This window comes from Buttiauxella sp. 3AFRM03, from assembly GCF_003675305.1.
Lineage (GTDB): Bacteria > Pseudomonadota > Gammaproteobacteria > Enterobacterales > Enterobacteriaceae > Buttiauxella > Buttiauxella ferragutiae.
Map to the genome: position 1 here is coordinate 229,424 of NZ_CP033076.1, position 23,915 is coordinate 253,338.

Genomic DNA, 23,915 nt, shown 5'->3' on the forward strand with positions numbered 1-23,915 from the left:
AATCAGTTGACCAGATCGGCCAGTTTATAAACTAAAGTATGCTGGCTGGTTTTGAGCGTGAGCTGTTGTGGCGCTAAAGCGACTTTTGCGCCGCTGGTCAGCATGTCGTTAATCATGTGATCAAGCTCGTTTAGCTGTGGCTCAGCACACATCATCATGGTCATTCCCAGACCTTTCGCTTTCAGCGTATTGTCTTCAAGTGTGGCCTGGCCCATAAAGCGGTTACACATCGCACCCGAGATATGCATCTTTTCACCGAAACTCAGTTCTGGCATGCGTTGCACGCCGGTCAGCGGTTTGCCGTCTACGGTTTGTAGCACATAACGGTGATGTTGCAGGTCTTGCGCCGTCACAGTGGATTTATCGCCAGATTGCGCACAACCTGCCAATACCATCGCAGCCAGAGCTAATGAAGCTAGTTTTTTCATTTCTTGTCCTTAAGTTATTCTGTTCATCAATGAGTTGGATGCGACTATATCAAAATCACATCTTATTTTTATAAGGATATTCTTAAAGCCACCCTCATTCCGGCCTCCTCCCTGAGGGAGAAGGGGTAAACGGTTTTATTCCCTCTCCTGAGGGAGCTGTCTCTTATACACATCTTTGAGAGACGGTTCCTGCCGATTCGGAGACGGTTCCGTTCACCAGGCGAAAGTGTATTGATGTCGCCACGGAACCGGTGAACGGAAAACCTGCGAGGCTAACAGATCTTACCCTGACAAAATTGCCAGGGTGAGGGCATTAATACTAAAACTTAGTTCACCTGATTAACACAAGGCTCGCCGTTTTCTAACTGACGCAGGTTTTCCAGAGTTGTTTCGGAAATACTGGTTAATGCTTCTGCCGTCAGGAATGCCTGGTGGCCGGTAAACAGCACGTTATGGCAGGCTGACAGGCGACGGAACAAATCGTCCTGAATCACATCGTTAGATTTGTCTTCAAAGAACAAATCGCGCTCGTTCTCATACACATCCATCCCTAACGCACCAATTTTCTGATTTTTAAGGGCATCGATAGCCGCCTGCGAATCAATCAAACCACCACGACTGGTGTTGATCACCATTACGCCGTTTTTCATCTGTTCAAACGATGCACGGTTTAGCAAATGGTAGTTTTCTGGTGTCATTGGGCAGTGCAGAGAGATAACGTCAGACTGCGCAAACAGGGTTGGCAAATCGACATATTCCACGCCCAACTCAAGAGCTGCCGCACTTGGATACGGATCAAACGCCAGCAGGCGCATACCAAAGCCTTTCAATATTTTCAGCGCGGCAAGGCCAATCTTACCGGTACCAATCACCCCCGCCGTTTTGCCGAACATAGTGAAGCCGGTCAGTCCTTCTAGAGAAAAGTTCGCATCACGGGTACGTTGATAAGCGCGGTGGATACGGCGGTTCAGGCACATCATCATACCGACCGCATGTTCAGCGACCGCTTCTGGAGAGTAGGCTGGCACGCGTACCACAGGCAAACCGAGTTCTTTAGCCGCGTCGAGATCGACGTTGTTAAAACCGGCACAACGCAGCGCGATAAATTTCACACCCTGCTTTTTGAGCTCTTCCAGCACCGGGCGGCTGGCATCGTCGTTCACGAAGATACAGACACCGTCACAACCAAGAGCAGTTTTGGCTGTCTTTTCGGTTAGTAGGAAGTCATAAAATTCAAGTTCAAAGCCATATTCAGTGTTAACCTGCTCCAGATACTTTTTATCGTACTGTTTTGTGCTATAAACTGCCAGTTTCATGAGACTTATCTCCAGAATGATATTGCTGTAAAATTACCATGCTTAAAATAATCATACAAATTTTAAACTATATTTTTAGGCACGAAATTCTGCTGCTAACTCAAGGTTAGCTACGCTTAAACCAGGCTTGACCTTCACGCCCGGGCTGAATCATGTAAGAATCATCGTATTTACCGAATCGCCGGGTACAAAATTGTCGCTTAATCAGGATCTTAATCGCCCATGAAGGGTAAATATAAAGCCATTATTGCGTTGCTGCTGGTTATCATCTTACTGTTGCTAACGCTCACGATGACTATCGCTAATTGGCTGCCCACGCTTGCCGGAATCTGGCTGCCGCAAGGGACTCGCATCGCCCTGGAGGCCAGCCCAAAATTTAAACGTGGCGCAATTATTGTTCCTGATTTGCGTTACCTTGCCGGGGACTGCGTACTGGCGACAATTAAAGACGCCTCCTTGAGCCATCCGCAGCGCTGGCGCATCCACCTTGATACGCTCAATCTTAATGTCGATTGCCTGAGTAAAATACCACTCGACCAGTCGGGACCGGCAGCACCGCGTTCGCTTGCCGAATGGCAATCATTGCTTCCCGAAAGCCTTATCACTATAGATAAGGTCAACATTACCCCGTTTCAACAGTTCTCTGGCGCCTTACGCCTGACTCTCTCACCGCAGCAGCAATCTATTCATTATGCTGGCGCTTCCTTAAGTGTAGATGCGCAACTGAACGGCCCGCTATTAGAGTTACAAAAGTTAAAGGTTCAGGCGATAGCGGGGATGGAGCCGCTTGAATTGGCTGGCCAAATAACGTTACCACCGCTTACCGACAGCTTGCCGGAAGAAGGTCATCTCGAGACAAAACTGCGTATTCCACAAGAACCTGAGCTGGTTGATGTCGCGCTGGGCTGGAAGGCCGAAGAAGGGGCTTTAACCGTGACAAAACCAGGTGCGACTGAACCTTTGGTTACACTGCCCTGGACTGTCAGCGATAAAATTTTTGAAGTAAACGGCGGACAGTGGTTCTGGCCATATACCGGTGTTCCATTGCGCGGAGGCATTGCGCTACGGGTGGATAACTGGAAACAAGGGTTCGAAAACGCTGTCGTCAGTGGCCGGATGAATGTCGTTACCCAGGGGCTGGCGGGTAAAGCCAACGCGGTGCTCAATATTGGCCCAGGTAAACTGAGTCTGGAAGACAGTGCATTGCCGGTGCAGTTAACCGGTGAAGCCAAACAGAATGGAATGGTGTTTTATGCGGTGTTGCCGGGGGAAATTAGCGGGGCGATTGCTGACCCTAAACTCCTGTTCCGGCCTGGCGCGCTGTTGCGTTCACGCGGGCGAGTTATCGACTCTATTGATGTCGATGAAATTCGCTGGCCTTTGGCGGGCGTTAGCGTCTCGCAACAAGGTGTTGACGGGCGTTTGCAGGCGATCGTACGTGCGCATGAGAATGAGACGGGTAACTTCGTGCTACATCTTGATGGCAAAGCCGACAACTTTTTACCGGATGCAGGTTTGTGGCGCTGGAAATATTGGGGTAATGGCGAATTCACACCGATGCAGGCGCGCTGGGATGTGCGTGGCTATGGGGAATGGCGCGATAGTGTGATTGAGTTAACGTCGCTATCGACCGGTTTTGACAAACTTGAGTATGGCTCAATGCTTGTTAGCGAGCCGCGCCTGAAACTCGACAAACCGTTGCACTGGCAACGAGATGAAACCGCACCCTCATTTGATGGTGCGTTCACGTTAAATGCCGGGAAAACTACCTTCAGTGGTGGAAGCACGTTGCCTCCGTCGGCATTAACCTTCAGCGTCAGCGGCGTTGACCCATCATCGTTCCAATATAAAGGAGACCTGCATGCCGGAGATATAGGTCCGGTACGGGTCAATGGTCGTTGGGATGGGGAACGCCTGCGCGGAAATGCCTGGTGGCCGCAACAAGTCCTGACCGTATTCCAGCCGCTGATCCCAGATGACTGGAAAATGGTCTTAAAGGACGGCACGTTGTATTCACAGATCGCTTTTTCCGCGGCACCGGGTCAGGGATTTGAAGCAGGTGGGCATGGCGTAGTTAAAAATGGCAGCGTCTGGATGCCGGATAACCAGATTAATGGCGTTGATTTTGTGCTGCCATTCCGTTTTGGTGACAGTACCTGGCAGTTGGGAACGGACGGGCCGGTCACTCTGCGCATTGCCGAAATCAAAAACCAGTTCACTACCACCAATATTACTGCGGATCTTGAAGGCTGGTATCCGTGGAGTGACGCACAACCGCTGATACTCAGTAACGTAAATGTTGATATTTTGGGTGGAAAAATGCGTGTGCAGCAGTTGCGTTTACCACAACGGGACGCCGCCTTGCTACGCTTAGAAAATATCTCTTCAAGTGAATTGATTACTGCGGTCAATCCCAAACAATTCACCATGTCTGGCCGGGTAAACGGCGCTCTGCCGCTGTGGCTTAATCATCCACAATGGATAATTAAAGATGGCTGGCTGATGAACCCAGGGCCGCTGACATTACGACTGGATAAAGACATGGCGGATGCCATTGTTGAGAATAATATTGCCGCAGGTGTTGCTGTTAACTGGTTGCGATATATGGAAATTTCTCATTCCTGGACCCATATTAATTTAGATAACCTTGGGGTATTAACTTTGCAGGCGAATGTGCAAGGCATTAGCCAGGTTGAAGGGAAAAGGAACGCAGTACGGCTGAATTACAGCCATCAGGAAAACCTCTTTACGCTTTGGCGCAGCCTGCGTTTTGGGGATAATTTGCAAACCTGGCTTGAGCAACATACCGCGCTACCGGATGTGCGTTGTCAGACACGCGATAAAGCTTGTGAGGAAACACAATGAAAATCGTCATCGCTTCACTCCTGGCGACAGGGATTGCCACATTAACGGGTTGCACTCCGCGCATAGAAGTGGCGGCGCCCAAAGAACCTATCACCATTAATATGAACGTTAAAATTGAGCATGAAATTCATATTAAAGTGGATAAAGACGTGGAAACGTTGCTTAAAAACCGCAGCGATTTGTTCGGCACGGAGTGAGCGTCATGAAAAATATCGTTAAAGGCGTTTTGTTGGCGAGCATGATGTTTAGCAGCCAGGTGTTGGCGTTAACCTTGTCCGAAGCTCGCCAGCAAGGGCGTGTAGGGGAGACACTCAGCGGCTTTATTGCACCAATCAAACAGGACAAAGAGACGCTGGAGTTAGTGAAAACCATTAACGAAGCGCGTTCAGAAAATTATCAGAAACTGGCGGATAGCAATAATATTTCGGCCAATCAGGTTGCGGAACTGGCCGGGCAAAAGCTGGTGGCGCGGGCACAGCCGGGTGAGTATGTGCGCGGTATTAACGGGCAGTGGATGAAAAAGTAGCGCTCCACTACACTCAATTGGCAGCAATTCTGTATGCGTGAAATAGCCAGGGACGATTCATCCACTCAACTATTCCATACTGCCGGTATCGAATGGGGAACAATTGATGAAAAAGATTATTTTGGCAGTCGCGTTGTCTCTGGTTAGCACGGCGGTGTTTGCTCAATTAACGTCAACCTCTGGCATCAATGCTAGTTCAGGTAGTTCATCCAACACATCCAGCCAGCAAACGTCGACAGTTCAGGGCACCATCGATTTACTGGGGAGTGATACTGTCGCCGGTATTGGCACCAGCGATACGCTGGCAGGGCCAGGTAGCAGTGACTCGCAGACTTCCAATCCGGTATCTTCGCCAATGCCCGCCTTTGGGCATACGGGCAATCTCAGACAACCGGGTTCCATCCGTCACTAATACCCTTCAAACTTTAAGCTACATGTGCATTAGCAATACCCGGCGGAGCCTCGCTCCGTTGGGGTGAGGTAGAAGCGCTTAAATATAAATGCGTTAACAACCGATTAAACTCATTGATGTACTTTCTTTTTATTCTGTTTACTCCTTTCTCTAATCTTCTTTTAAAGCTGATATCACGTCAGAACAAACTTAGACCATGAAAAGTGTAACTTTGCCTGTCAAACCGCCTGAAAAATCCCATTAATACCCGTCAAAATTTGTGTACGAAGTGATATAAACTGCTGAAAATCTATTTTTAATCCAATTTAACACCTGAATATTGTTTTTTTTCAGCATGAGAATCCGGTCGACGTTCGTTGCATCGTTTTTCATCACAATGACAAACCAGAAACATTCGGAAATTGGAAAAATAAATTATTGAGCACAGAGCAAAAAGAACCTATATTGGCCGCGATTTTTATAGGGTCCTTAGTTTTTCTAATTCATTTAATCAGCTGCGAAATTAATGATTTAGCAGTTGTAGGAGAGATATGATGACGGATAAAGTCCGTATTGACAGTTTAGGTACGAATTCATTAAACGGAAACAATGAAACCTATTTAGCCAGACAGGCTGAATTTGAATCGAATGTTAGGAGTTATCCACGTAAATTGCCTTTTGCAATTGCGAAGGCCAACGGTGTTTGGATCACTGATGTTGAGAATAATCAATATCTTGATTGCCTTGCAGGGGCAGGTACGCTTGCTCTTGGACATAACCACCCTGACGTGCTGCAAAGCATCCAAAATGTCATTACTAGCGGCTTGCCGTTACATACACTGGATCTGACAACGCCGTTGAAAGACCAGTTCTCTGAATATCTTCTCTCTTTATTGCCTGGACAGGGTAAAGAGTATTGCCTGCAATTCACCGGCCCATCCGGTGCGGACGCGGTTGAAGCAGCGCTGAAACTGGCTAAGAAAGTGACCGGTCGTGCAGGCATCATCAGCTTCTCCGGCGGCTATCACGGCATGACCCACGGCGCACTTTCCGTGACAGGTAATCTGTCTCCGAAAGAAGCCGTCGACGGCATGATGCCTGAAGTTCAGTTTATGCCTTATCCGCATCAGTACCGCTGCCCATTGGGTATTGGCGGTGAAGCTGGCGTTAAAGCATTAACCTATTACTTCGAAAACCTGATCAACGACGTTGAGAGTGGCGTGCGCAAACCTGCGGCAGTCATTCTGGAAGCGGTTCAGGGGGAAGGCGGCGTGAACCCGGCTCCTGCTGAGTGGTTGCAGCGCATTCGCAAAGTCACCAAAGAACACGGCATTCTGCTGATCATCGATGAAGTGCAGGCTGGTTTCTGCCGTACCGGCAAACTGTTTGCCTACGAACATGCTGGCATTGAGCCAGACATCATCGTGATGTCTAAAGCAGTCGGTGGTGGTTTGCCATTGGCAGTGCTGGGCATTAAGAAAGAGTTTGACGCATGGTCACCTGGCCACCACACCGGTACTTTCCGTGGTAACCAACTGGCGATGGCTACCGGCCTGACAACGCTTAAGCATCTGACTGAAAACAAGATTGCTGACAAAGTGGCCGCACAGGGCGAGTGGCTGAAAGGCCATCTGGCAAGCATGCAAAAACGTTACCCGGTCATTGGCCAGGTGCGTGGTCTGGGTCTGATGATCGGTATTGAGATCGTTAAACCAAACGAAGCTAAAGACCATATGGGTTGCTACCCGTCTGACCCAGAATTGTCCGCATTGCTGCAGAAAAACTGCTTCAAAGCTGGGTTGATTCTGGAGCGCGGTGGCCGTAACGGTTGCGTGCTGCGTCTGCTGCCATCCCTGCTTATTACTAACGATGAGCTGGCTATTTTCCTCGATAAGTTTGAGCAGGCGCTGTTAGCGTCCGGCATCAAACCTGTCTGAGTGGAGCGAATGACCACGATGTCTGATTTAAACCCGATTCTGGCAGGCTCAGCGCAAAGCACTGAAGCCTACCAGCAGGCGATTGCACAGAGCAGCGCGGCTGTTGTGCAGTGGCTGCAGCAACCTGAGATGTATCAGGGCAAAAGCGTTACTGAACTGCGTGAGCGCATTCAACTGGATTTTAATCCGCAGGGCCTGGGCAACCAGGCTGCGATTGAACGTGCTATCGAGTTCTTTTTAAAAGACAGCCTGTCGGTGCATCACCCACAGTGTGTTGCGCATCTGCACTGCCCAAGTCTGGTTATCAGCCAGGCGGCTGAAGTGCTGATCAACGCCACCAACCAGAGTATGGATTCCTGGGACCAAAGCCCGTCAGCGACCATCATCGAGATGAAGCTGATTGAGTGGCTGCGTGCTCAAGTCGGTTATCAGGCAGGCGACGCGGGTGTGTTCACCAGCGGCGGCACCCAAAGTAACCTGATGGGCCTGATGCTGGCGCGTGATGCGTTCTTTGCTCGCCAGGGTCACTCTATTCAGCAGGATGGGCTGGTCGGTGATCTGAGAAAGATTAAAGTCATGTGTTCTGAAAATGCCCATTTCTCAGTGCAAAAGAACATGGCTTTGATGGGCCTCGGTTACCAGTCTGTAACGTTAGTTAAAACTGACGAATTCGCGCGTATGGATCTCAACGATCTGCGTGAAAAAGTGGCGCAAGCTCAGGCTAACGGTGAGCAGATTCTGGCGATTGTTGCTACTGCAGGTACCACCGATGCAGGCGCAATCGACCCGCTACGTGAGATTGCCGCACTGGCTGCACAGCACCAGATTTGGGTGCACGTTGATGCAGCGTGGGGCGGGGCATTGCTGATGTCCGAGCAGTATCGTGACTATCTGGACGGTATTGAATTAGTGGACTCCATTACCCTGGACTTCCATAAACAATTCTTCCAGACCATCAGTTGCGGTGCGTTCTTGCTCAAAGAAGCCCGTCACTATGAACTGATGCGCTACCAGGCGGCTTATTTGAACTCTGAGTTTGATGAAGCGGCTGGCGTACCAAATCTGGTGTCTAAATCTTTGCAGACCACACGTCGTTTCGATGCACTGAAACTTTGGATGGGCCTGGAAGCGTTGGGTCAGAAGCAATATGCTGCGATCATTGATCATGGCGTTACGCTTGCTCAGCAAGTTGCGCAGTACGTGACTGAACAACCTTCGCTGGAGTTGGTGATGAAACCACAACTGGCGAGCGTCTTGTTCCGTTTCCGTCCTGAACAAATGGCCAACAGCAGCGATGCAGCTATCGCGCTGCTGAACCAGCAGATTGGTGATGCGTTGTTAGAATCTGGTCGCGCCAACGTGGGTGTGACTGAGCATAACGGTGTTACCTGTCTGAAAATGACGTTGCTGAACCCAACTGTTACGCTGGAGGATATTAAACTCCTGCTGGCGTTAGTCGAAAAGACAGCACATCAGTTGCTGGAAAAATAAGTCATTTTGAATGGGCGGCTTAATACCGCCCATTTAATATTTACCCCACCTAATACCAATCTTTCTGTATATATAACTCTTTTTATATTCATTTAAATTATCATTTCTTTTTTCATTAATACTAACATCTTGATTAAATTCAATTATTTTTATTAAATAACACTAATTGCAAAAGAAAATCCAGGCAGTTAGTATTACTTAAAATTAATTGAAGGCATGTTAAGCATTGCTCCACTCTTAGTGGCCTACGCTTGTCTACGTTTCATGGATGAAAACGTTATGATTATTCTGACGACAATTACGATATATATTTTACGCTTATGCTATCCACAATATGACTGGAATGGTCTGCGAAGCCGTATTTTCTTTTGGTGGATAATGAACTGTCTTTTCGCATTTGCGTTTCTTTATACGCAATGGTTTGGATTAACATTTCTCATCTCCTCTTTCTTATTAATATTTATGTTCTTGTAAGTTTCGTCATATCGTTCAGCGATATTGCTCATATTCAATTGTTTCACGCACCGTAATGAGTGCCTGACGAAGATTAACTTCGCTGACTGAACCCAATGCTAACCGAATGGCATGGGGGATATTTTGTGAAGTGCTAAAAGGTTCTGCAGTGGAAATTGAAATATTTTTGTCCATCAACCTGCGTACCACGCTTTCTGCGCGTACTTCTTCTGGCAGCGGGAGCCAAATAAAGTAAGATACCGGATGGCTGATATACGGGAGTGGGGCAAGCAATTCACGAGCCAGGCTCTGGCGCTTTTGGGCATCCGCTCGCTTCAGCGATTCCAGCCTGCTGACCGTTCCTTCCTTAATCCAGCCGCAAACAATACTTGTCATCAGCGATGGCGTGTTCCAGGTGGTTGCACGTATTGCGCGCTCCAGGCTGGCACGATAGCGGGAAGGGCAAACAACAACGCCTACACGCAGACCCGTTGCCACATTTTTGGAAAAACCGGTGATATAAATTGTCCGCTCTGGCGCGAAACAGGCCAATGGTCGCGGTGGATGGCTGACCAGATAAGCGTAGGCGGCATCTTCTAGCATCAGAAGATCATACTCTCTGGCAATGGTTGCTAACTGCTGGCGCTGAACATCATTGAGAACCCACCCCAACGGATTATGCAGCGTGGGCATGGTATAAATCGCGCGCACACGTCTGCGTTGACACAATTTCTTTAGCACATTCAGGTCAGGCCCATTTGCAGATACGGGAATCGCTTCCAGCTCAAGGTGAAAGGTTGCCGCCAGTGTTTTAAAGCCTGGATATGTCAGCGCATCGACAGCAACAACATCTCCGGGTTTGAAACACCCCATGACGCTGACCGCCAGGCCATGCTGGGCCCCATTAACAATCAGAACATCAGCGGCGTCAGGAGTCATTCCACTCTCTGCAAGATGTGTTGCTATTGCTTCGCGATCGCTGAGTCGGCCCGCATGTGGCTGGTAACGTAGCATAGCTTCGAGATCACCAGAACTCGTGAGCTTGCGCAGCGCATCGCGCAGCAGTTCAGTCTGTTCGGGCAGAGCGGGATAGTTAAAATTGAGATCTAGCATATCCGTGGCGATGGCTTGCTGATCAATGCCATGTCCCGTTGGCAGAGAGATCTCCCTGACAAAAGTCCCACGCCCTGTCTCGCCGCTCACCAGCCCGATGGATTCCAGTTCTGCATAAACCCGTGTCGCCGTAGCGAGTGATATGTGCTTTTCAGCTGATAACCCCCGATGTGTAGGCAGCCGCGTTCCTGCCGGTAATGTGCCGGAACGAATCGCGGCTGCGTATTCATCAACCAATGTTTTATACCGAGCTTTCATTGAATGTATTCATGACAATATTTTGATTGTCATGGATTGTGGCGATTATCATTCACTCTGTCTATGAAACAAGAAGCATTGTTTCTCTATTCTTCTGACAAAATGAGGATAATCGTGGGTCATTCAGCAGTAAGTAAATCGGGGTCAGAATCATTTTCAGGGTGGCTACACGGTCTGATTGGCGTGATTATTTTTAGCGGTTCTCTCCCGGCCACGCGCCTGGCCGTGATGGATATCAATCCTTTTTTCCTGACCTTTCTCAGAGCTTCTATCGCTGGCATGCTGGCGCTAATCTTGATTTTGATCTGCCGGGAAAAGCGTCCTCATTCATCGCAGATTTTCTCGTTAATGGTTGTCGCATTTGGCGTGGTTATCGGCTTTCCACTGCTGACAGCCATGGCGCTTCAGTATGTGACATCCGCTCACTCCATCGTATTTCTCGGGCTTTTGCCGCTGTCTACGGCCATCTTTGGGGTTATTCGTGGTCATGAACGGCCATCACTGGCATTTTGGGTGTTTTCCATATTGGGAAGCCTGATGGTGGTAGGCTTTGCCCTTTATCAGAATTTGTCCGTGTCGATAGCGGGTAATTTATTAATGCTGGCGTCAGTGCTGGTCTGCGGTCTGGGTTATGCAGAAGGGGCGACGCTTTCAAGGGCGCTAGGCGGTTGGCAAGTGATTAGCTGGGCCTTAGTTATCTCGCTTCCCTTCATGTTAGTAGCTTCGTTCATGACGATGCCAGACACGTTCAGCGATATTGGTGTTCAGGCCTGGATGGGGCTCGGTTACGTGTCACTTTTTAGTATGTTGATTGGTTTTATCTTTTGGTACAAAGGACTCGCCATCGGCGGTATTGCGGCAGTCGGACAGCTACAATTGCTACAACCCTTCTTTGGCCTGGCGCTTTCGGCGACACTGCTCCATGAAACAGTGAGTTTGCAAATGGTGGCGGTGACTTTCGGAGTAATTTGTTGCGTCATCGGCTCGCGTAAGTTCGCACGATAATCGGCGCAACTGTGTAAAAGGAATAAAGATGTTTAAGGGGCTTTGTGCTTTCCCGCTTACGCCGCTGATAGCTGGCGAAATAGACGAAAGAACTTTCGTTTCATTGATATCGAACCTGGCTGAAGCCAGGGTGGATTCGATTGGCGCACTGGGTTCTACCGGAAGTTATGCCTATTTGACTCGCGCGCAGCGTTTACGGGGCACGCAACTTGCCGTTACTGCGGCAAATGGTATTCCGGTAATGACCAGTATTGGTGCTGTACGTGTAGAAGAAGTACTGAATCTTGCCGATGACGCACAACAAGCGGGCGTGAGTGGTGTTCTTCTGGCTCCGTTATCTTATCAGCCACTTGGTGGCGATGAAGTTTACGAATTGTATAGCCGCGTAGTCCGCGAATTGTCGGTTCCACTGTGTGTGTATGACAACCCGGCGACGACCGGTTTTTCGTTTAGTGATGAACTACTTTCAGCTATTGCGGGCCTGCCAGGGGTAAACTCGGTGAAACTCGGCAGTTTGCCGGCTGAACGTGAAGAAGCCCGCGTGCGAATCGCGGCACTGCGCAGCAAAATTCCTGCCCACGTGACGATTGGGATTAGCGGGGATGCTCAGTCTGCTCGTGGTTTGCTTGCGGGATGTGACGTCTGGTATTCCGTTCTGGCGGGTTTATTTCCACAGTATTCGCGCATACTTACCCGAGCCGCTCAAGCCGGGGATGAGGAAAAAGTGAATCAGCTTGATGGTGCACTTGAAGCGTTATGGGTATTTTATCGACGTTATGGAAGCCTGCGGGTTATTGCTACGGTTGCCGAACTACTGGGTAGAGTTCAAACGCCATGTCTGCCTTTCCCGTTACGAACAATACAGGGTGGAGAACGGGAACTGTTGCAGCAGAAATTGAATCTGTTGAATTTGTATTAATAAAAACGGCAAACATTATGTTTGCCGTTTTTTCACGTAGGGTGGGTAAGCGTTAGCGCCACCCACCATTTGCATCAAAAACTATGCAGTTACGATGCTATCAATTGCCGCTTTTGCGTCAGATTGCGCTTTGCTCGCCACTTCCGGACCGTAAGCAATCCCTTCAGCGAACACATAGTTCACATCGGTAATCCCGATGAAGCCGAGGAAGATGTTCAGATACGGTACCAGCAGATCGGTTGGGGTATCTTTATGAATACCGCCACGGCTGGTCAGAATCACAGCACGCTTACCGGTAACCAAGCCTTCTGGGCCTTTTTCGGTGTAACGGAAAGTCACGCCAGCACGCGCCACCAGGTCGAAATAGTTCTTCAACTGTGTTGGAATGTTGAAGTTGTACATTGGCGCGTTGATAACAATCACATCGTGAGCTTTCAGCTCAGCAATCAGTTCGTCAGACAGCGCCAGCGCTTCTTGCTGACGTGGAGACAGTGGGGCGTCGCTTGGACGCAGTGCGCCAACCAGCTCGCCATCCAGTACAGGGATTGGGTTTGCAGCCAAATCACGCACGGTGATCTCATCTGCGCTATGCTCTTCACTCCATTGTTCAACAAAATAGTCGGACAGTTGATTTGACTGAGAGTAACCTGCCAGGATACTGGACTTCAGGACTAATACTTTGCTCATGGGTGATTCCTTTATTGTGTTCATTCGGACAGATTGCCCGTTCGCTGAGGGTTACTTTATTCACAATCCGATTGCAGTGATAGCGCAATATATCGAACTCTATGTTCGATTTTATTGAACAAGGCGTCAAAAGGCGTGATGTGCTAATCTAGCGCCAATTAACGATAAAGACTTACCAGGCAGTGCGCTGCCCAGATGACTACGCAATGGAAAACATAAAACCCTCACTGTCCTCATTATTCTCTCGCCTCGACGGCTTAATGCTTCGCGACAGACAACGCTTCTCTCGCCGAATACATGGCGCGAAGAAGGTGAAAAATCCTGAATCGCAGCAGGCGGTGTTAGAGGCACTGGCCCAGGAAATCGAAGCGGCAGCCGGTAAGGTTCTGCTGCGCGCAGCCTCGCGACCGAAAATCACCTACCCAGAAAACCTGCCTGTCAGCCAAAAGAAACAGGACATTTACGATGCCATTCGTGACCATCAGGTGGTTATCGTGGCGGGTGAAACTGGCTCAGGTAAAACCACGCAGTTGCCAAAAATCTGCATGGAACTGGGGCGCGGGTTAACAGGGCTGATTGGTCACACGCAGCCGCGCCGTCTGGCGGCACGAACCGTTGCCAACCGTATTGCCGAAGAGCTGCAAACCGAGCCCGGTGGTTGTGTAGGCTATAAGGTGCGTTTCACCGATCACGTCAGTGAAAACACCATGGTCAAACTGATGACCGACGGCATCTTGCTGGCGGAAATTCAGCAAGACCGACTGCTGATGCAGTACGACACCATCATCATTGATGAAGCGCACGAACGCAGTCTGAACATTGATTTCCTGTTGGGTTATTTGCGTGAACTACTGCCGCGTCGCCCCGATCTGAAAATCATTATTACCTCGGCGACCATCGATCCTGAACGCTTCTCGCGCCATTTCAATAATGCGCCAATCATCGAAGTGTCTGGCCGCACCTATCCGGTTGAAGTGCGCTATCGCCCGATTGTTGAAGAAGCTGACGATACCGATCGCGACCAGCTACAAGCCATTTTTGACGCGGTGGACGAACTCGGTCATGAAAGTGCCGGCGATATACTGATCTTCATGAGTGGTGAGCGCGAAATTCGTGACACCGCTGATGCATTAAACAAGCTGAACTTACCGCATACCGAAGTGCTGCCGCTGTATGCACGCCTGTCGAACAGCGAACAAAACCGTGTGTTCCAGTCGCACGTCGGGCGGCGCATTGTGCTGGCGACCAACGTGGCTGAAACCTCGCTGACCGTGCCGGGAATCAAATACGTTATCGACCCCGGTACCGCGCGAATCAGCCGCTACAGCTACCGCACCAAAGTGCAGCGTTTGCCGATTGAGCCGGTTTCGCAGGCGTCAGCCAACCAGCGTAAAGGCCGTTGCGGGCGTGTATCCGATGGGATTTGTATTCGCCTCTATTCTGAGGATGACTTCCTGTCACGCCCGGAATTTACCGACCCGGAAATTCTGCGTACCAACCTGGCATCCGTTATCTTGCAGATGACGGCACTCGGCCTGGGCGATATTGCCGCATTCCCGTTCGTTGAAGCACCGGATAAACGCAATATTCAGGATGGCGTGCGCCTGCTTGAAGAGCTGGGTGCGATTACCAGCGACGAAGAACATAGCGTCTATAAATTAACGCCTTCGGGCCGCCAGCTTGCTCAGCTCCCTGTTGACCCACGCCTGGCGCGTATGGTGCTTGAAGCGCAGAAATTTGGTTGTGTGCGCGAAGTGATGATTATCACCGCCGGGCTGTCCATTCAGGACCCGCGTGAACGCCCGATGGACAAACAGCAAGCGTCCGATGAAAAACATCGTCGCTTCCATGACAAAGAGTCTGACTTCCTCGCGTATGTCAATTTGTGGAACTACCTTGGCGAGCAGCAAAAAGAGCTATCGTCGAACCAGTTCCGCCGCCAGTGCAAACTTGACTACCTCAACTATTTGCGTGTGCGTGAATGGCAAGATATCTACACCCAATTGCGCCAGGTGGTGAAAGAACTTGGCTTACCGATTAACAGCGAACCCGCTGATTTCCGTTCGGTTCACTGCGCATTGCTGACCGGTTTGCTTTCCCATATCGGCCAGAAAGACGCCGATAAACAGGAATACACCGGGGCGCGTAACGCCCGTTTCTCCATCTTCCCTGGCTCCGGTTTATTTAAGAAACCGCCAAAATGGACGATGGTCGCTGAACTGGTGGAAACCAGCCGCCTGTGGGGGCGCATTGCCGCCCGCATCGACCCGGAATGGGTGGAACCGTTGGCGCAGCACTTATTAAAACGCTCATACAGCGAACCGCACTGGGAGAAATCGCAGGGCGCGGTAATGGCGACAGAAAAAGTCACGCTGTACGGTTTGCCGATTGTTGCTGCGCGCGGCGTCAATTACAGCCAGATTGACCCAGCGTTATGCCGCGAGTTGTTTATTCGCCATGCGCTGGTGGAGGGCGACTGGCAAACTCGCCATGCCTTCTTCCGCGACAACCTCAAATTGCGCAATGAAATTGAAGAGCTGGAACATAAATCCCGCCGCCGCGACATTCTGGTAGACGACGACACACTGTTCGAGTTTTACGACCAACGGATTGCCCATGATGTGATCTCTGCGCGTCACTTTGATAACTGGTGGAAACAGGCCAGCAAAGAGACGCCGGATCTGCTCAATTTCGAAAAGAGCATGTTGATCAAAGAGGGCGCGGAACAAGTCAGCAAGCTCGACTATCCGAACTTCTGGCATCAGGGCAATCTCAAGCTGCGCCTGACTTACCAGTTTGAACCAGGTGCTGACGCCGATGGCGTGACGGTGCATATCCCGCTGCCGTTGTTAAATCAGGTGGAAGAGGCCGGGTTTGAATGGCAAATTCCTGGTGTGCGCCGTGAACTGGTGATTGCGCTGATTAAGTCACTGCCAAAACCAGTACGTCGCAACTTTGTGCCTGCGCCTAACTATGCCGAAGCATTTTTAGGCCGTGCCACGCCGCTGGAATTACCGCTGCTGGAAAGTTTAGAGCGCGAATTCCGCCGCATGTCGGGCATCACCATCGACCGCGAAGACTGGCATTGGGATCAGGTGCCCGATCACCTGAAGATGACTTTCCGTATCGTCGATGAAAACAACAAGAAACTCAAAGAGGGTAAAGACCTCACCGAGTTGAAGGGCGGGTTGAAGGATAAAGTCCAGCAAACGCTCTCTGCGGTTGCCGATGACGGCATCGAGCAGAGCGGGTTGCATATCTGGAGCTTCGGTTCATTGCCGGAAAGCTACGAGCAAAAACGCGGTAACTACCGCATGAAGGCATTCCCGGCGCTGGTGGATGAAAAAGACAGTGTGGCGATCAAACTGTTTGATAACCCGCTCGAACAGCAGCAGGCGATGTGGCGGGGCTTGCGCCGTTTACTGCTGCTGAACATTCCATCGCCGATTAAATACCTGCATGAAAAATTGCCGAACAAAGCCAAGCTCGGCCTGTACTTTAACCCGTACGGCAAAGTGATGGATTTGATTGACGACTGCATCTCTTGTGGCGTGGATAAGCTGATTGCGCAGGCGGGCGGCCCGGTCTGGAGCGAAGAAGGTTTTGCGGCTCTGCATGAGAAAGTTCGCGCAGAACTCAACGAAACCGTGGTGGAAATTGCCAAACAGGTCGAACAAATCCTGACGGCCGTTTTCAACATCAACAAACGCCTGAAAGGGCGCGTGGACATGACCATGGCGCTCGGTTTGTCAGATGTGAAAGCGCAAATGAACGGCCTGGTGTATCGCGGTTTTGTCACCGGAAATGGTTACAAGCGCCTTGGCGACACGCTGCGTTATCTGAATGCCATTGAGAAGCGTCTCGAGAAAATGGCGGTTGACCCACATCGCGATCGGGTGCAAATGCTGAAAGTTGAGCATGTGCAGCAAACCTGGCAGCAGTGGCTAAACAAACTGCCACCGACTCGTCGGGTTGACGATGACGTGCTGGAAATCCGCTGGATGATTGAAGAGCTGCGCGTCAGCTTCTTTGCGCAGCAATTAGGTACGCCATATCCGATTTCCGATAAGCGTATTTTGCAGGCGATGGAAGCGATTAATGTTTAAAACAACCCTCATCCTAACCTTCTCCCTGAGGGAGAAGGGACTGTCTGGTGTTCTCGCTGTCCTGAGGGCTGTCTCTTAGTCACATCTGCGTGAGTCGGGAGACAGTTCCGTTCACCCGATGTTCAGTGTTTCACATAGCCACTGAACCGGTGAACGTCTTAGGGGGTTGGCGTTAACCCCTTGATACGTTCACCGTTTGCGGGAATTAAAGAGATAACTGAACGCACGGGTGAACGGAAAACCTGCGAGGCTAACAGATCTGACCCTGACAAAATTGCCAGAGTGAGTTGTGTATAAGAGACAGCTCCTGAGGGAGAGGGTCGGGGTGAGGGCATCCCTATAGCCAATAATGCAATAATCCCCTTCCGGAACCATACTCCATGAGCGGTCAAATTCTGACCGCTCCACTGGGGTACTTTCATGAAACGATTAGCCGATAAAGTTGCCATTGTTACCGGAGCCAGTTCTGGCATCGGATATGTCACCGCCAAACTGTTCGCCGCTGAAGGCGCAAAAGTGGTCGTCGGTGCCAGGCGTGAAGCCGAACTTGCTCAACTGGTTGATGAAATCAAAGCTGCGGGAGGCGAGGCCGTCGCCGTAACGGGCGATGTGCGCGAAGAAGCCTACGCTAAAGCGCTGGTGGAAAAAGCGGTGCAAACCTGGGGCCGCCTGGATATCGCCTTCAACAATGCGGGGACGTTAGGTGAAAATGGCCCGAGTACTGAAGTCTCAGCGGAAGGGTTTGCCAATGCGGTTGCCATCAATCTGACCGGATCTTTCCTCGGAGCTAAACATCAAATTGCCGAAATGCTCAAACACGGCGGTGGTTCAGTCATCTTCACCTCAACTTTTGTAGGCTACAGTTTTGCATTCCCACAAGTCGCCTCGTACGCGGCAAGCAAAGCCGGTTTGATTGGTTTGACTCAGGCATTAGCATCGGAATTTGGCCCGCAGAATATTCGCGTCAATTCTGTTTTGCCGGGCGCGGTGGATACCGATATGTATCGCGATATGAATGATACGGCGGAATCGCAGGCATTTATTACCGGGTTACATGCACTCAAACGGGTAGGGAAACCGGAAGAAATAGCGCGAGCGGTATTATGGCTGGCGTCTGATGAATCGTCGTTTGTCACGGGCACCGCGTCTTTAGTAGACGGAGGGGCATCAATTAACGGAGTTTAAGTTTAGTGATACCCCCGAACCACAACATTGTGTCTGTCGTTCGGGGGTATTTTTTTGCTGCCTTTAAAAACAACCGGGCAAAATAATCCTTATCCTGCACAAGCATTGGTAGCCTGTTTTAAATTCCCTCATGCTAGCTTAAAACCCTCTTTTTCGGTTGGTGTTTATAGGTATTTAAGCGATGGCGAATTATTTTTTCTCCTGCCCAAAAATTTATTTTGGTGAAGAGGCGATAAGCTCATTAAGTGCGTTAAATAATAAACGCGTCGCCATCGTTACCGATGAGTTTATGGTGTCATCCGGTAAGACTCGTTATCTGATTGATGTGATGCCACATGCGGCAATATCCATATTCAGTGAAGTAAAACCTGATCCTAATATCGACATTTTAAAAGCAGGTGCGGAAAAATTTAAAGCATTCAAACCGGATGCCATTATTGCATTGGGCGGTGGTTCGGCACTGGATGCGGCGAAAGGCATTAAAGTCACACTTGAAGAACACTATCGCTCACAGGCAATCGAACTGATTGCGATTCCTACCACCAGTGGTTCGGGTTCTGAAGTCACCTCTTACGCGATTATTTCTGACCCGAAAAATGGCCGTAAATATCCCTTAGTGGCGCAAGAATTGGTTCCCGACATGGCCATTCTTGACCCTAATCTGGTGCTAAGCGTACCGCGACATATTACCGTTGACACAGGAATGGATGTGCTGACGCATGCGATTGAAGCACTCGTCTCAACGGGTGCTAACGATTTCAGTGACGCACTGGCGGAAAAGGCGATTGCGCTGGTCTGGCAATATTTACCGCAAGTTTGTAACGATGAGAGCAACCTGGCGTTTCGTTCGCATATCCATAATGCTTCCTGCATGGCTGGCATGGCCTTTAATTCTTCCGGCCTTGGACTGGTTCACGGCATGGCGCATGCTATTGGCGGCATGCTGCATATTCCCCACGGCAAAATTAATGCCATGCTGTTGCCGCTGATTATTGAATTTAATGCCGCTGGGGCGACGCCGCTCACGCTCGAACGTTATATCAAATGTGCTCGTATTATCGGTGTTGATCATGAAAATCCGCAGATCGATATTTCCCATCTGGTCAAAAACATCCGCCTTATTAATCGCCAGTTTGGTATTCCGGCCACTTTAAAAGAGTTGGGTACCGAGAAGGCGTTATTTGAGTCGTTGCGCCAGCCGCTAATTGATGCGGCGCTTGCCGATGGTTGCACAATAACCAATCCACGTCAGCCCACGGCGCAGGATATTGACCGCTTACTTTCACTTATTTATCAGGCCGCTTAGTTATGAATGATATTCAGCAACAAGCCGAATGGATTACCCGGCAAATTATGCAGGAATTAGCTGCCGGTAAAAATCATGCGCCGTTGATGATTCCGGTCGGGGTTTCTAACCGCCATATTCACCTGTGCCGCGAAGATATGGACGTGCTGTTCGGTTACGGTTCCACCTTGACGCGCATGAAAGCGGTTAAGCAACCGGGGCAATTTTCCGCTGAAGAGACAGTGACATTGCGCACTCAAAAAGGCGATATCCCGAACGTCAGAGTTTTGGGGCCGTTACGCAACTCAACGCAAATAGAGATCTCGGTAGCAGACAGTTTCGTGCTGGGCGTGAAAGCGCCGGTGCGCATGTCCGGCGATCTCCATGATTCGCCAGGCATCGAAATCATCGGCCCGAAAGGGCACGTCGCGAAACCGCACGGCACGATTGTCGCCTGGCGTCATATTCATATTTCCCCGCAGGAAGCCCAATTGCATGGCCTGCGCGATGGCATGGAAATCGACGTGCAGGCCGAGGGTTTGCGAGCCGGTGTTTTAGGGCATGTGGTAGTGCGCGTCAGTGCTGATGCGGTGTTGGAACTGCACATCGATGTCGAAGAAGCCAATGGTTTCGGGCTGCGTAACGGTGACCTGGTTTATCGAATCAACCCAACCGTTTGATGTGAGGGGCGCTATGGAACACCTGGCTTTATCCCAACGGTTGGACACTCTGATTGCTGCGTTGCTGGAACAAAAACGCCGCGAGTTAAACGCCGGACGCAAAAAAGTTCGCGTGGTGGTAACGGGGGACAATTTCAGTAGCTTGCCTGCGGCATTGCTCAGCCTTGCGGCGCTGGATCGCGCGGGATATCAATTGCTGGTGACATTCTCCCATAGCGCCAGCGTATCCGGACTGAAAGCCGCTTTCATCAGCGAGGTCGACTCGACTTGTGTTGGGGCATTGTTTGGCGAACAAGAACCCGCCGCTGGTGACGATGATTACAGCAGCCTGTTTTTACCAGCACTTTCTACCAATAGCCTGAGCAAGATTGCGCTGGGAATCAGAGACAACATCGCCAGTTCATGGGTGTTTCATGCACTCAATCGGCGCATAAAAGTGATCGCCACCTTAAATCATGAATGCCTGAATCACGAGGCCACGGGGCTTCCGCTTTCGCTGCTTTCACGCCTGGCAGAGTACGTCACCACGCTTGAGCAATATGGCATTGTCATTGCTGGAAAAAAAATACCGACGGCAGGCCAAACGCTACTCACGTTGAGCGACATCCGCACATTTTCAGGGGATGCGGGTTTGCGTGTTGCATGCCACACCCTGATTACCCCTGCCGCGCGGGATGAAATTCGCCGTCAGAACATCACGATTATTCAGGAGCCATAGGAGGAAATATGTACCTGGCAAAAGTTACGTGTGCGCTAGTTTCCACCACCAAACATGCCTCATTAAACGGCTGCAAATTACTGGTCGTTGCACGGCTCGATGAACACTACCAACCGACCGGCAGCGCCCAGGTAGCGGTGGATTGCGTGGGGGCGGGGAACGGTGAAATCGTCATTATTACCACCGGCAGCTCTGCACGTATGAGCAACAGCAAAGAACATTCGGTGATTGATGCGGCGGTGGTTGGCATCGTCGATGCGCTGGAATCTAACGTTTAACGAGGTGCGGATATGTCACAGCCATCAGCCATAGTGTCATCAACCATGGATGGTTGGATAGCCTCAGCGATTACGCGCCAGTTACCTGAACGGCGGCTCTCGCTCAGCCTGGAAGATGCCGCAGCACTTGGGCGTTATGCCTGTCTTGAAGCGCAAGTTTTCGACCTGCCAATCGTCTTCAGCCTGGTAGATGCCAGCGGTCAGCAACGCTACTTTTTCAGCCAGGATAACGCGCTGTTGGTAAGCCAGCGCCTCGCTTTCCAGAAAGCCTGGACGGCCATCGCACTCAAAATGGCGACTCACGAATTAGCGCCTCTGGTGCAGCCCGGTGCCAGCCTGTATGGCCTCCAGCACGAAAAAGACATCTGCTGTTTTGGTGGCGGTGTGCCGTGCTGGGCAAATGGCGCGTTAGTGGGTGCTATCGGCATTAGCGGCGGCAGTGTTGAACAAGATATGGCTATTGCCAGCAACACGTTGCGCCGTTTTAGCCGCGAACATTTCGTATTAACGAGCAGCAAATAAAACATGTTGTCGGATGACGCTTCGCTTATCCGACCTACGGTAGGGGGATAAGCGAAGCGTCATCCACCATTTTCTTTGGGATTACCACTATGTCCAACGCTTCACTGGTTTTAGTTATTAATTGCGGGTCGTCCTCGCTGAAATTTTCGCTGATCCCTTTTAACGATGGTGCTCCCGTGCTTTCCGGGCTTGCTGAAAAGCTCGGGCTTGAAGAAGCCTGCATCACGTTTAAAGACCTGGCGGGGAATAAATCAAGCCAGCCACTGCCGGAAGCCAGCCATCTCAGCGCATTGACAGCCTTGTTTGCTGAACTGAAGCAGCGCCAATTGCTGCCTGCGGTGAAGGCGATAGGGCATCGGGTCGCCCACGGCGGCAATGAATTTAAACAGTCTGTGGCGATCAATAGCGAAGTCATTGAAAAGATCCGCACACTGTCCGCGTTAGCGCCGTTACATAATCCGGCCAATCTGATTGGCATTGAAGCGACGATGGCCTTGCTGCCAGCGGTGACACAAGTTGCAGTATTCGATACCGCTTTTCACCAGACGTTAGCGCCGGAAGCCTACACCTACGCCATTCCGCTGGAATATCAGGAGCGTTATCAAGTGCGGCGCTACGGTTTCCATGGCACATCACATCGTTACATTGCCGCCGAAGCTATCAATGCATTTGGTCTTGATCCTGCCAATCACGGCATTCTGATTGCTCATTTGGGTAACGGTTCGTCAGTTTGCGCAGTGAAAAATGGCAAAAGCGTGGACACCTCAATGGGGATGACGCCGCTGGAAGGGTTGGTGATGGGCACGCGTTGTGGCGATCTGGATTTTGGCGCCGCGGTGTATATCGCCTCCTGTACCGGGCAATCCATTGAATCGCTATACAAAATGGTGAATAACGAGTCCGGGCTGTATGGGGTGTCCGGGCTTTCCAGTGACTGCCGTACTTTGCAGGAGGCACGCCGCCAGGGCAATAAGCGTGCGGCATTAGCGATTGATGTGATGGTGCACCGCCTGGCTCGTCATTTAGGCGCGCATCTCACTTCGCTTCACCGTTTTGATGCATTAATTTTCACTGGTGGCATTGGGGAAAACTCGGCGTTAGTCAGGGAATTGACGGTTAAACGATTCGGCGTGCTCGGTTTACAGCTCGATGAAAAGAAAAACCAACAAATGTGTGGTGGCTTGAGTGGGGTTATTTCAACAGCCAATAGCGCGTGGGTGGCGGTATTACCCACGAATGAAGAAAAAATGATCGCGATGGATGCAGTCGCTATTTTTTCATTGTGATAACAAAACAGGATTTTATTGTCTGGAAGCGTTCCTGAAAACAAAATAATCAAGCTAACGGGCAAAACATTTTGTCCTGACATCTCTAGTATCGTAATACGAAAATATATTACGCGCAGAAGAAAAACCTTATTGGTTATTCCTCTGCGTGTATTCAATTACCAATGAAATACATGAGGTCATTATGCAACAAGAAGCGCTGGGTATGGTTGAAACAAAAGGTTTGGTTTCTGCAATTGAAGCGGCAGACACCATGGTTAAATCGGCGAACGTCACTTTAGTCGGTTACGAAAAAATTGGTTCTGGCTTGGTGACAGTGATTGTGCGTGGTGACGTGGGTGCAGTGAAAGCCGCGACTGACGCGGGTTCTGCCGCAGCCATTAAAGTGGGTGAGCTGGTTTCTGTCCACGTTATTCCTCGTCCTCATATGGAAGTAGAAAAAATTCTGCCTAAAGCCGTCGGTTAA

At 50.3% G+C, this 23,915-nt stretch carries 21 protein-coding genes; 17 read left to right on the forward strand and 4 right to left on the reverse strand.

Annotated features, from left to right (window positions below; all coding sequences use genetic code 11):
* Positions 1–2: 2 nt before the first annotated feature.
* Both hslJ and D8682_RS02325 read right to left on the reverse strand, forming a co-directional pair.
* Positions 3–428, reverse strand: a complete 426-nt coding sequence (gene hslJ / locus D8682_RS02320; protein ID WP_121813404.1) for a heat shock protein HslJ — start codon at positions 426–428, stop codon at positions 3–5.
* 326 nt (positions 429–754) lie between these two features.
* A complete protein-coding gene (locus D8682_RS02325) occupies positions 755–1,744 on the reverse strand; it encodes a 2-hydroxyacid dehydrogenase (protein ID WP_121813405.1) in 990 nt (329 codons plus the stop codon).
* A 222-nt stretch (positions 1,745–1,966) separates the two neighbouring features.
* Here D8682_RS02325 and D8682_RS02330 point away from each other — a divergent pair, with 222 nt between their 5' ends.
* The 6 genes from D8682_RS02330 (at position 1,967) to D8682_RS02355 (ending at position 8,954) form a co-directional block, all read left to right on the forward strand.
* The gene (locus tag D8682_RS02330; RefSeq protein ID WP_121813406.1) at positions 1,967–4,609 is read left to right on the forward strand and encodes a YdbH family protein; all 2,643 of its coding nucleotides are present in this window, start codon (positions 1,967–1,969) and stop codon (positions 4,607–4,609) included.
* A complete protein-coding gene (locus tag D8682_RS02335) occupies positions 4,606–4,806 on the forward strand; it encodes a YnbE family lipoprotein (RefSeq protein ID WP_064546921.1) in 201 nt (66 codons plus the stop codon). Before D8682_RS02330 ends, D8682_RS02335 begins: the two co-directional genes overlap by 4 nt.
* Before the next feature lie 5 nt (positions 4,807–4,811).
* Positions 4,812–5,135 carry a YdbL family protein gene (locus D8682_RS02340; RefSeq protein ID WP_064546919.1) on the forward strand — a complete coding sequence of 108 codons (324 nt, stop codon included), beginning with the start codon at positions 4,812–4,814 and terminating at the stop codon, positions 5,133–5,135.
* 106 nt (positions 5,136–5,241) lie between these two features.
* Positions 5,242–5,547: a hypothetical protein gene (locus D8682_RS02345; RefSeq protein ID WP_121813407.1), complete on the forward strand. Its 306-nt coding sequence runs from the start codon at positions 5,242–5,244 to the stop codon at positions 5,545–5,547.
* A gap of 530 nt (positions 5,548–6,077) precedes the next feature.
* On the forward strand, positions 6,078–7,463 hold the full coding sequence (locus D8682_RS02350; RefSeq protein WP_121813408.1) for a diaminobutyrate--2-oxoglutarate transaminase: 1,386 nt from the start codon (positions 6,078–6,080) through the stop codon (positions 7,461–7,463).
* Positions 7,464–7,481: 18 nt separating this feature from the next.
* The gene (locus D8682_RS02355) at positions 7,482–8,954 is read left to right on the forward strand and encodes an aspartate aminotransferase family protein (protein ID WP_121815614.1); all 1,473 of its coding nucleotides are present in this window, start codon (positions 7,482–7,484) and stop codon (positions 8,952–8,954) included.
* A gap of 489 nt (positions 8,955–9,443) precedes the next feature.
* Here D8682_RS02355 and D8682_RS02360 read toward each other — a convergent pair whose 3' ends face one another.
* Positions 9,444–10,778 carry a PLP-dependent aminotransferase family protein gene (locus D8682_RS02360; RefSeq protein ID WP_121813409.1) on the reverse strand — a complete coding sequence of 445 codons (1,335 nt, stop codon included), beginning with the start codon at positions 10,776–10,778 and terminating at the stop codon, positions 9,444–9,446.
* Between the two features lie 114 nt (positions 10,779–10,892).
* Between D8682_RS02360 and D8682_RS02365 the strand changes: the two genes are divergently transcribed.
* Both D8682_RS02365 and D8682_RS02370 read left to right on the forward strand, forming a co-directional pair.
* Complete coding sequence (locus tag D8682_RS02365) at positions 10,893–11,783, forward strand: DMT family transporter (protein WP_241938847.1); 891 nt, start codon at positions 10,893–10,895, stop codon at positions 11,781–11,783.
* Positions 11,784–11,811: 28 nt separating this feature from the next.
* A complete protein-coding gene (locus D8682_RS02370) occupies positions 11,812–12,702 on the forward strand; it encodes a dihydrodipicolinate synthase family protein (RefSeq protein WP_121813410.1) in 891 nt (296 codons plus the stop codon).
* Between the two features lie 81 nt (positions 12,703–12,783).
* Here the strand turns inward: D8682_RS02370 and azoR are convergent, their stop codons facing one another.
* A complete protein-coding gene (gene azoR, locus D8682_RS02375; RefSeq protein ID WP_121813411.1) occupies positions 12,784–13,389 on the reverse strand; it encodes an FMN-dependent NADH-azoreductase in 606 nt (201 codons plus the stop codon).
* A gap of 206 nt (positions 13,390–13,595) precedes the next feature.
* Between azoR and hrpA the strand changes: the two genes are divergently transcribed.
* The 9 genes from hrpA to grpH all read left to right on the forward strand — a co-directional run bounded on the left by hrpA (position 13,596) and on the right by grpH (position 23,915).
* Positions 13,596–17,495 carry an ATP-dependent RNA helicase HrpA gene (hrpA, locus tag D8682_RS02380; protein WP_121813412.1) on the forward strand — a complete coding sequence of 1,300 codons (3,900 nt, stop codon included), beginning with the start codon at positions 13,596–13,598 and terminating at the stop codon, positions 17,493–17,495.
* A 420-nt stretch (positions 17,496–17,915) separates the two neighbouring features.
* Entirely contained in the window at positions 17,916–18,680 is a 765-nt protein-coding gene (locus D8682_RS02385) for an SDR family oxidoreductase (RefSeq protein WP_121813413.1), read from the forward strand.
* Positions 18,681–18,861: 181 nt separating this feature from the next.
* Complete coding sequence (locus D8682_RS02390; protein ID WP_121813414.1) at positions 18,862–19,986, forward strand: 1-propanol dehydrogenase PduQ; 1,125 nt, start codon at positions 18,862–18,864, stop codon at positions 19,984–19,986.
* Positions 19,987–19,988: 2 nt separating this feature from the next.
* Positions 19,989–20,645, forward strand: coding sequence for a phosphate propanoyltransferase (gene pduL, locus D8682_RS02395; protein WP_121813415.1), 657 nt, complete (start codon positions 19,989–19,991; stop codon positions 20,643–20,645).
* Positions 20,575–21,363 (forward strand): hypothetical protein, encoded by a 789-nt coding sequence (locus D8682_RS02400; protein ID WP_238392810.1) that lies wholly within the window; start codon positions 20,575–20,577, stop codon positions 21,361–21,363. Before pduL ends, D8682_RS02400 begins: the two co-directional genes overlap by 71 nt.
* Before the next feature lie 8 nt (positions 21,364–21,371).
* The gene (locus D8682_RS02405; protein WP_121813417.1) at positions 21,372–21,641 is read left to right on the forward strand and encodes a EutN/CcmL family microcompartment protein; all 270 of its coding nucleotides are present in this window, start codon (positions 21,372–21,374) and stop codon (positions 21,639–21,641) included.
* 12 nt (positions 21,642–21,653) lie between these two features.
* Entirely contained in the window at positions 21,654–22,163 is a 510-nt protein-coding gene (locus D8682_RS02410; protein ID WP_121813418.1) for a heme-binding protein, read from the forward strand.
* A gap of 89 nt (positions 22,164–22,252) precedes the next feature.
* On the forward strand, positions 22,253–23,449 hold the full coding sequence (gene tdcD, locus D8682_RS02415; protein ID WP_121813419.1) for a propionate kinase: 1,197 nt from the start codon (positions 22,253–22,255) through the stop codon (positions 23,447–23,449).
* A 184-nt stretch (positions 23,450–23,633) separates the two neighbouring features.
* Positions 23,634–23,915: a propanediol utilization system shell hexameric protein GrpH gene (gene grpH / locus D8682_RS02420; protein WP_064546893.1), complete on the forward strand. Its 282-nt coding sequence runs from the start codon at positions 23,634–23,636 to the stop codon at positions 23,913–23,915.

Coding starts and splice junctions, on each gene's coding strand:
- hrpA (WP_121813412.1), top strand. CDS start 13,596: ATGGAAAACATAAAACCCTCACTGTCCTCATTATTCTCTCGCCTCGAC.
- D8682_RS02390 (WP_121813414.1), top strand. CDS start 18,862: ATGGCGAATTATTTTTTCTCCTGCCCAAAAATTTATTTTGGTGAAGAG.
- D8682_RS02350 (WP_121813408.1), top strand. CDS start 6,078: ATGATGACGGATAAAGTCCGTATTGACAGTTTAGGTACGAATTCATTA.
- D8682_RS02340 (WP_064546919.1), top strand. CDS start 4,812: ATGAAAAATATCGTTAAAGGCGTTTTGTTGGCGAGCATGATGTTTAGC.
- azoR (WP_121813411.1), bottom strand. CDS start 13,389: ATGAGCAAAGTATTAGTCCTGAAGTCCAGTATCCTGGCAGGTTACTCT.
- pduL (WP_121813415.1), top strand. CDS start 19,989: ATGAATGATATTCAGCAACAAGCCGAATGGATTACCCGGCAAATTATG.
- D8682_RS02400 (WP_238392810.1), top strand. CDS start 20,575: ATGTCGAAGAAGCCAATGGTTTCGGGCTGCGTAACGGTGACCTGGTTT.
- grpH (WP_064546893.1), top strand. CDS start 23,634: ATGCAACAAGAAGCGCTGGGTATGGTTGAAACAAAAGGTTTGGTTTCT.
- D8682_RS02370 (WP_121813410.1), top strand. CDS start 11,812: ATGTTTAAGGGGCTTTGTGCTTTCCCGCTTACGCCGCTGATAGCTGGC.
- D8682_RS02335 (WP_064546921.1), top strand. CDS start 4,606: ATGAAAATCGTCATCGCTTCACTCCTGGCGACAGGGATTGCCACATTA.
- D8682_RS02410 (WP_121813418.1), top strand. CDS start 21,654: ATGTCACAGCCATCAGCCATAGTGTCATCAACCATGGATGGTTGGATA.
- hslJ (WP_121813404.1), bottom strand. CDS start 428: ATGAAAAAACTAGCTTCATTAGCTCTGGCTGCGATGGTATTGGCAGGT.
- D8682_RS02385 (WP_121813413.1), top strand. CDS start 17,916: ATGAAACGATTAGCCGATAAAGTTGCCATTGTTACCGGAGCCAGTTCT.
- D8682_RS02360 (WP_121813409.1), bottom strand. CDS start 10,778: ATGAAAGCTCGGTATAAAACATTGGTTGATGAATACGCAGCCGCGATT.
- D8682_RS02345 (WP_121813407.1), top strand. CDS start 5,242: ATGAAAAAGATTATTTTGGCAGTCGCGTTGTCTCTGGTTAGCACGGCG.
- D8682_RS02330 (WP_121813406.1), top strand. CDS start 1,967: ATGAAGGGTAAATATAAAGCCATTATTGCGTTGCTGCTGGTTATCATC.
- D8682_RS02405 (WP_121813417.1), top strand. CDS start 21,372: ATGTACCTGGCAAAAGTTACGTGTGCGCTAGTTTCCACCACCAAACAT.
- D8682_RS02325 (WP_121813405.1), bottom strand. CDS start 1,744: ATGAAACTGGCAGTTTATAGCACAAAACAGTACGATAAAAAGTATCTG.
- tdcD (WP_121813419.1), top strand. CDS start 22,253: ATGTCCAACGCTTCACTGGTTTTAGTTATTAATTGCGGGTCGTCCTCG.
- D8682_RS02355 (WP_121815614.1), top strand. CDS start 7,482: ATGTCTGATTTAAACCCGATTCTGGCAGGCTCAGCGCAAAGCACTGAA.